The organism is Sphingopyxis sp. SCN 67-31 (assembly GCF_001725095.1).
Genome location: NZ_MEFH01000033.1, coordinates 1 through 6,540 on the forward strand (window position 1 = coordinate 1; position 6,540 = coordinate 6,540).

7 protein-coding genes and 1 pseudogene are annotated in these 6,540 nt (G+C 64.8%); 7 read left to right on the top strand and 1 reads right to left on the bottom strand.

Annotation, left to right across the window (positions count from 1 at the left end; genetic code table 11):
* The 5 genes and pseudogenes from ABS88_RS04855 to ABS88_RS04875 all read left to right on the top strand — a co-directional run.
* Positions 1–180 (top strand): annotated as a pseudogene (locus ABS88_RS04855) (aminomethyl-transferring glycine dehydrogenase subunit GcvPB); the annotation flags it as partial.
* Positions 180–524: a hypothetical protein gene (locus tag ABS88_RS04860; protein ID WP_058812651.1), complete on the top strand. Its 345-nt coding sequence runs from the start codon at positions 180–182 to the stop codon at positions 522–524. The pseudogene ABS88_RS04855 and the gene ABS88_RS04860, both read left to right, overlap by 1 nt.
* A gap of 12 nt (positions 525–536) precedes the next feature.
* A complete protein-coding gene (locus tag ABS88_RS04865) occupies positions 537–986 on the top strand; it encodes an ABA4-like family protein (protein ID WP_058812652.1) in 450 nt (149 codons plus the stop codon).
* A gap of 7 nt (positions 987–993) precedes the next feature.
* The gene (locus ABS88_RS04870; RefSeq protein WP_286749298.1) at positions 994–1,518 is read left to right on the top strand and encodes a CcdC protein domain-containing protein; all 525 of its coding nucleotides are present in this window, start codon (positions 994–996) and stop codon (positions 1,516–1,518) included.
* On the top strand, positions 1,515–2,147 hold the full coding sequence (locus ABS88_RS04875; RefSeq protein ID WP_286749300.1) for a DUF938 domain-containing protein: 633 nt from the start codon (positions 1,515–1,517) through the stop codon (positions 2,145–2,147). Before ABS88_RS04870 ends, ABS88_RS04875 begins: the two co-directional genes overlap by 4 nt.
* A 24-nt stretch (positions 2,148–2,171) precedes the next feature.
* Here the strand turns inward: ABS88_RS04875 and ABS88_RS04880 are convergent, their stop codons facing one another.
* Entirely contained in the window at positions 2,172–3,392 is a 1,221-nt protein-coding gene (locus ABS88_RS04880; protein ID WP_286749301.1) for a hypothetical protein, read from the bottom strand.
* A 286-nt stretch (positions 3,393–3,678) separates the two neighbouring features.
* Between ABS88_RS04880 and ABS88_RS04885 the strand changes: the two genes are divergently transcribed.
* Positions 3,679–5,238 (top strand): fatty acid--CoA ligase, encoded by a 1,560-nt coding sequence (locus ABS88_RS04885; RefSeq protein ID WP_286749302.1) that lies wholly within the window; start codon positions 3,679–3,681, stop codon positions 5,236–5,238.
* Positions 5,235–6,443, top strand: a complete 1,209-nt coding sequence (locus ABS88_RS04890) for an acyl-CoA dehydrogenase family protein (protein ID WP_286749304.1) — start codon at positions 5,235–5,237, stop codon at positions 6,441–6,443. Before ABS88_RS04885 ends, ABS88_RS04890 begins: the two co-directional genes overlap by 4 nt.
* The last annotated feature ends 97 nt before the right edge of the window (positions 6,444–6,540 follow it).

Sequence of the window (6,540 nt, forward strand, 5' to 3'; positions counted from 1 at the left end):
GAACCCACCGAGACCGAATCGAAGGCGGTGCTCGACCAGTTCGTCGGCGCGCTGCGCAGCATCGCGCTTCGCGCAAAGAACGGCGATCCTGCGCTCAAGTCGGCGCCGCATTTCGCGCCGCGCGCGCGGCTCGACGAGACGCTGGCGGCGCGCAAGCCGGTGCTTCGCTGGGAGGATTGATGCGCGCCGCGGGCGAGGATGAAAGCGGAGAAGCGCCGCGCCGGGGCGGCTGCGGCCTCGCCGCCGCCTTGTCGCTCGTCGTCTTCGCCGCGATCTGGCTTGCCGCGGTAACCGGCTACGGCCTTGTCGCCGAACAATGGGAAATCGTCCGGCCCCGCCGCGCGCTCGCGCACCACTGGGTGTTCGGCTATGCGCCGCTCATCGCGCTGGGTTTCGCGCTGCTTACCGCCTTCGTCGTGATGCGGCGGCGGGCCGCGGCGCAAATGACGCTGCTGATTTTGTCGGCGGGGCTGGTTGCATTGTTCGGCGGAATCCTCTTTCTCGGCGTCGGCGGACTGATCTGAAGGGGAGGGACGATGAGCTGGGATAGCGTTTTCCTGCTGGCCAATTATTGGGCGATCGGTGGCTGGCTGCTCCTCGCCTTCGCGCCGCGCGGGCCGAAAGTGCTGGCGCTGATCCTCTATGCCGGGGTCTTCCTGCTGTGCCTCGCCTATGCCGTGATGCTCGGCGGCTTCCTCTCCGGCACGATCGATGCCGGCGGAACCGGCGGCGGCAATTTCACGACGCTGGCGGGGGTGATGAAATTGTTCGACAGCCCCGGCGGCGCGACGCTCGGCTGGACGCATTATCTGGCCTTCGACCTGTTCACGGGCATGTGGATTGCCCGCGATGCCGATGCCAAGGGTTTCAGCCGGATCGTCCAGTTCCCTTTCCTGTTCCTGACGCTGATGGTCGGGCCGGTCGGGCTGCTGGCGTGGCTGATCGTGCGCGAACGTCGCGCGCGGGCGCAGGCAAAGGCGAAGTGAGGCGGTCATGAACGCCGGAACCGCCCCGTCGCCGCTGCTGCATTATCTGATCCCCGCCGGGGTCGTTCTGCTCGTGCTGTTCTTTAGGCTGCGCTCGGTCGGCAAGGCACGGCGGCTGCGGCTCGAACGGCTGTGGATCTTGCCGACCTTCTACGCGCTGTTGCTGGGGTTCGTTTTCTGGAACGCTCCGCCGCACGGACTGGTGTGGATATGGTGCCTTGTCGCGCTCGCGGTCGGCAGCGGCCTCGGCTGGATGCGCGGCAAGTTGATGCAGGTCGCGGTCGATCCCGACACGCATGAACTCAGCCAGACCGTGTCGCCCGCCGCGTTGCTCTTCTTCGTCGCGCTCATCTTCATCCGGGGTGTGTCGCGCAACATGGCCGAAGGCGTCGCCGGCCACGGACAGGCGGGGTTGATGGCCGTTACCGATATCCTGATGGCCTTCGCGCTCGGTTTCATCGTTTTTCAGCGGGTCGAGATCGCGCTGCGCGCCCGGCGCCTGCTCGCGGCAGCGCGTTCGGCGCGGCGATGACGGGGCCGTGGACGCCGTCGGACGGCGGCGAGGGCGACAAGCGCCATGCCCCCGCAACCTTGCGCAATCGCGACGCGATCGCCGCGGCGCTCGCCGACTGGCTCCCCGCGTCGGGCACGGTGCTTGAGGTGGCAAGCGGTTCGGGCGAGCATGCCGTCCATTTCGCCGCCGCCTTCCCGAAGCTTGACTGGCAGCCGAGCGACCCCGACCCCGCCGCGCTCGCCTCGATCGCGGCCTGGAGCGCCGAGGCAGGGCTGCCGAACATCGCCGCGCCGCTGCACCTCGACGCATCGGCGCCGGACTGGCCGCTGGGTCATGTTGATGCCCTCTTGTGCATCAACATGGTGCATATCAGCCCGTGGGCGGCGACGCTGGGCCTGTTCGCGGGGGCGGCGCGATTGCTGGGACCGGGCGCCCCTCTGATCCTTTACGGCCCTTATCTTGAAGCCGATGTCGCGACCGCCGACAGCAACCTTGCCTTCGACGAGAGCCTGCGCAGCCGCAATCCCGACTGGGGCCTGCGCAGCGTGAAGGCCGTCGTCGATGCGGCCGCGCCGCACGGATTTCGCTTTACCGAGCGGCGCACGATGCCGGCGAACAATCTGATGCTGCTCTTTATGGCAGTTTGAAGGTAGCCTTGATGGGCCCAGGCCCTAGCTGCCGCTCTGATCGACAACGGGACGCTGGTAATTGTCGGGCGTAATATCGAGTCTTTCAATCCGTGGCGTCGCCTCGCGTCGGCGCATGTGCGTTCCGGTGGCGTCGTTCGTCCAGCGGCCGGTCAGCGAATAACGTTCGATCATGTAAAATCCCGGTGCCGCATCATTATCCGTACGTCGCAATGGCGCGTAAACCCGAGTCTTGATCTGGTCGAACACTGGTTTCAGCCATTGACGGGTTCCTTCGCCACGCAACACCTCGATATCCGAGACCCTCCCGTCGGAACCGATCCAGAAACCCACGTCCGCCCATTTTCCGACACTGTTGAGCGCTGTCTGGCGAAGAAGGGAATTGGGCGCGGGCTGGCTATTTCTAAGGTCTTGCGCCATGTCGATCCGCTTGATCGGTTCGCTGAAAAGCAGCATCGGGCGGTTTGCTCCTCCGCGCGCTGCGAAGTCCTTCAAAATCGCGTCCGTGGAGCTTGCGTCGCCAGTCTTTCGATCGCTGCGTGCGCGCATCACCTTTGCGACAAGGGCAAAATCCTCGCCTCCGGGCAAGGGGTTGGCGATGATATTATCGAGCAGCGCGCGCGCACCGCGATAATCGCTGTCGAGATTTGAACCTTCTGCACGTGTTTGAGCAAGCAGCGCCTGACGAACGCGGGAGAACATGGCGACCCTGTTCTGTCCATTTGCGATCGCGAGATTTTCGACATCCTTATAGATGCGCTCGGCTTCGTCGGGGAAACCCAGTTTGGCTCGGCTGTCGCCGACCTCGATTTGTGCGACCATCGTGCGCGGATCCTTCTCGCCTAACGCATCCTCCAGCGTGTTGCGCATGTCGAGAACGGAAAGCTGGTAATTCTTCGCTTCGCCAACATGCTCGGCAATCCGGCTGTTTGCCCGAAACAGGCCGGAAACTTCCACGGGATACTGGTCGCCGTGCTTCCGATTGCGACCGATCGAGCGCAACAGCGTCGTGCGCGAGTCCTTGTAATCGCCGGCGAGGAACTGGTTTTCCGCGTGCGCTAGCGTAGCGGCGATATCTTCGTCGGGTGGGCAGTTGCGTGCCAGGCAGGCTTTCAGCGCAGCCTCCGTATCCTTCAGCGAGCGGCCGGTTACGACAATTTCCTGAGACTCTGTGCTCTGTGCAAGCGCCGATGGCGCCGCGCCAGCCGCTAGCAAGGCCAGAAGTGTTGACGGAAATTTGGTCAATTCTCGTTCCTTTCGGACCAGCGTCGATTATTGGATTGATATATCACCTAATATTGCCGAGAGCCACGGCCGCAACTTTCTTTTGTTCCGATGCCGTTGATATTCGACGAATGGTCGCGGCCGTGCCCCGAGCCTACAGACCGCTGCGTTCTTCCCCGTTCGAAACGACGCGGCGTCCAAGCTGTCACTGCTGTCAGGTTGGGCGTTCGGCGCTTTACCTTGGCCGCCGAAGCTTTAGCGTCCTTCTCGATTGCAAATAGCAACGCGATTCGAGGAGAGAGGATCGATGGCTGCCGACGTTTCGGATCTTGTCAGTTTCGACGAATTCATCACCCACTGGGCCGCCGACCGGCCGTCGCGCATTGCGATGCGCGAAGAGGACCGATTGTCCACCTATGCCGAGCTTGAGGAGCGGACGGCGCGCGTGGCAAGCGCGCTGCGCGCCGCGGGGCTCGAGAAGGGCGATCGCATCGCGTGGATCGGCAAGAACAGCGACCTCTATTTCACGCTCTTCTTTGGCGCCGCGCGCGCCGGGATCGTCATGGCGCCGATCGGCTGGCGGCTTTCGCCCGTCGAATGGGCCTATATCATCAACGATACCCGGGCGAAGATCGTCTTCACCGGCCCCGGCTTCGACGCGGTGCCCGATCAGTTGGCGGGCAAGCTCGACCATGCGCCGCGCATCGTCGGCGACGCCGAGGCACGGGCGCTGATCGAGGCGACGCCGCGCGCGCCCTTCACCCCGTCCGGTCCCGACGATGCCGTGCTGCAGCTCTATACATCTGGAACCACCGGCAATCCCAAAGGTGCCGTGCTGTCGAACCGCAATTTGTTCGCGTTGCGGAAAAACTCGGCCGACGCCGATCTGGCCTATACGAAATGGGACGATGACGAGGCGGTGCTCGTCGCGATGCCCTGCGCGCATATCGGCGGAACGGGGCTTGGGATCATGGCGCTGGCGGCAGGGCTGCCCGGCATCATCCTCGCCGAATTCAATCCCGACGGGGTTTTCGATGCGGTCGAACAGCATGGCGTGACGCGCTTCTTCATCGTTCCCGCTGCGCTTCAGATGCTGCTGCTCCACCCGCGCTGCGGCACCGTCGATTACAGCCGGCTCAAATATATCCTCTATGGCGCGGCGCCGATCCCGCTCGAACTGCTGCGCCAGTGCATCAAGATGTTCGGGGCGGAATTCATCCAGGCCTATGGAATGACCGAAACGACCGGCACGATCTGCATGCTGCCGCCCGAGGATCATGATCCCGAAGGCAACAAGCGCATGCGGTCGGCCGGCAAACCGCTGCCCGGCGTGGAGATCAGGATCATCGGCGACGACGGGCAGGACATGCCCGAGGGCGCGGTGGGCGAAGTCGTCACGCGCTCTTCGAACAATATGCTCGGCTACTGGAACCTGCCCGAGGCGACCGCGCGCACGATGACGGGCGACGGCTGGATCCACACCGGCGACGCCGGCTATATGGACGAGGACGGTTATCTCTACATCCACGACCGGGTGAAGGACATGATCATCACCGGCGGCGAGAATGTCTATCCGGCCGAGGTTGAAAGCGCGATCTACGGCCACCCGGCGGTGCAGGAAGTCGCCGTGATCGGCATCCCCGATCCCAAATGGGGTGAAACGGTCAAGGCGGTCGTCGTGCCCAAGCCCGGGACGACGGTGGAAGAGGCCGACATCATTGCCTGGGCGCGCGAGCGCATAGCGCCATTCAAATGTCCGCGCAGCGTCGACGTGATCGAGGCGCTGCCGCGCAACGCCAGCGGCAAGATTCTTCGCAAGGATCTCCGCGCCCCCTATTGGGAAGGCTATGAGCGGATGGTGAATTGACGGCCGATCCGATGCAGAGGCAGGAACTGGAGGCCTTCCGGCAGGAGGTTCGCGGCTGGATCGCGGCCAATCTGACCGACGATCTGCGCGACGCCGCGGCGCGCGCGACGAGCGTGTTCGTCGACAAGCCGCATGCAATGGCGTGGCAGGCGATCCTGCATCGCCATGGCTGGGCGGCGCCGCACTGGCCGCGCGAATATGGCGGGACCGGCTGGGACGAGGCACAGCGGCATATCTTCGATTCCGAACTCGCCGCCGCCGGCGCGCCCAGCCTGTCGCCGATGGGATTGCGCATGGTGGCGCCGTGCATCATGCGCTTCGGCACCCCCGAGCAGAAGGCGCATTATCTGCCGCGTATCCTGTCGGGCGAGGATTTCTGGTGCCAAGGCTATTCCGAACCGCAGGCGGGATCGGATCTTGCCAGCCTGTCGCTCCGCGCCGAGCGCGATGGCGACGATTATGTGCTGAACGGGTCGAAGATCTGGACGACGCACGCCCATTTCGCGAACCGCATGTTCTGCCTGGTGCGCACCAGCCGTGACGGCCGCCCGCAACAGGGCATCACCTTCCTCTTGCTCGACATGGCGCTGCCGAGGATAGAGGTGCGGCCGATCCTGACGCTGTCGGGCGACCATGATTTCAACCAGGTCTTTTTCGACAATGTCCGCGTGCCGCAATCGGGGCGGCTCGGCGAAGAGGATCAGGGGTGGGGCGTCGCCAAATATCTGCTCGAGTTCGAACGCTCGGCGGCTTACGCTGCGGGGCTGACCGCGGCGCTCGATCGCCTGCTGGCCGGCGCGGCGGCGCGCGCTTTCGGCGAGGGCGGCACCTTGCTTGACGATCCGGCGATCCGGCGGCGTTTCGCACGGCTCTATACCGATGTACACGCGATCCATGCCGCCGAGCAGCGGATGATGGCGGCAATCGCGCGCGGGCGCAGCCCCGGCCCCGCGTCATCGATGCTGAAGGTGCAGGGCACCGAAGCGCAGCAGCGGATTCAGGAACTAGCGGTCGACATCGCCGGTCCCTACGCGGCGCCGCACCAGTTCGCGGCGCGCGCGGCGGGCAGCAATCTGCCCTTCGTCGGGCCCGAGGATGATCTCACCGCCTCGGCCCGCTATTTCAACGGTCGCGCCGCGTCGATCTATGGCGGGTCGAACGAGATTCAGCGCAATATCATGGCCAAGCTGATGCTGGGGCTATAGCTGCGGCGCGTCGGTGCGCTGGCGTTCGCGGGCGCGAAGGAAGGCGGGGCGGGCAGTGCAGCGATGCAGCCAGTCGGTCGTCGCTTCGCCCAGCACG

What these genes read in the sequence shown, in the direction of transcription:
- ABS88_RS04860 (WP_058812651.1), top strand. Translation starts at nt 180, where the DNA reads ATGCGCGCCGCGGGCGAGGATGAAAGCGGAGAAGCGCCGCGCCGGGGC.
- ABS88_RS04865 (WP_058812652.1), top strand. Translation starts at nt 537, where the DNA reads ATGAGCTGGGATAGCGTTTTCCTGCTGGCCAATTATTGGGCGATCGGT.
- ABS88_RS04870 (WP_286749298.1), top strand. Translation starts at nt 994, where the DNA reads ATGAACGCCGGAACCGCCCCGTCGCCGCTGCTGCATTATCTGATCCCC.
- ABS88_RS04875 (WP_286749300.1), top strand. Translation starts at nt 1,515, where the DNA reads ATGACGGGGCCGTGGACGCCGTCGGACGGCGGCGAGGGCGACAAGCGC.
- ABS88_RS04885 (WP_286749302.1), top strand. Translation starts at nt 3,679, where the DNA reads ATGGCTGCCGACGTTTCGGATCTTGTCAGTTTCGACGAATTCATCACC.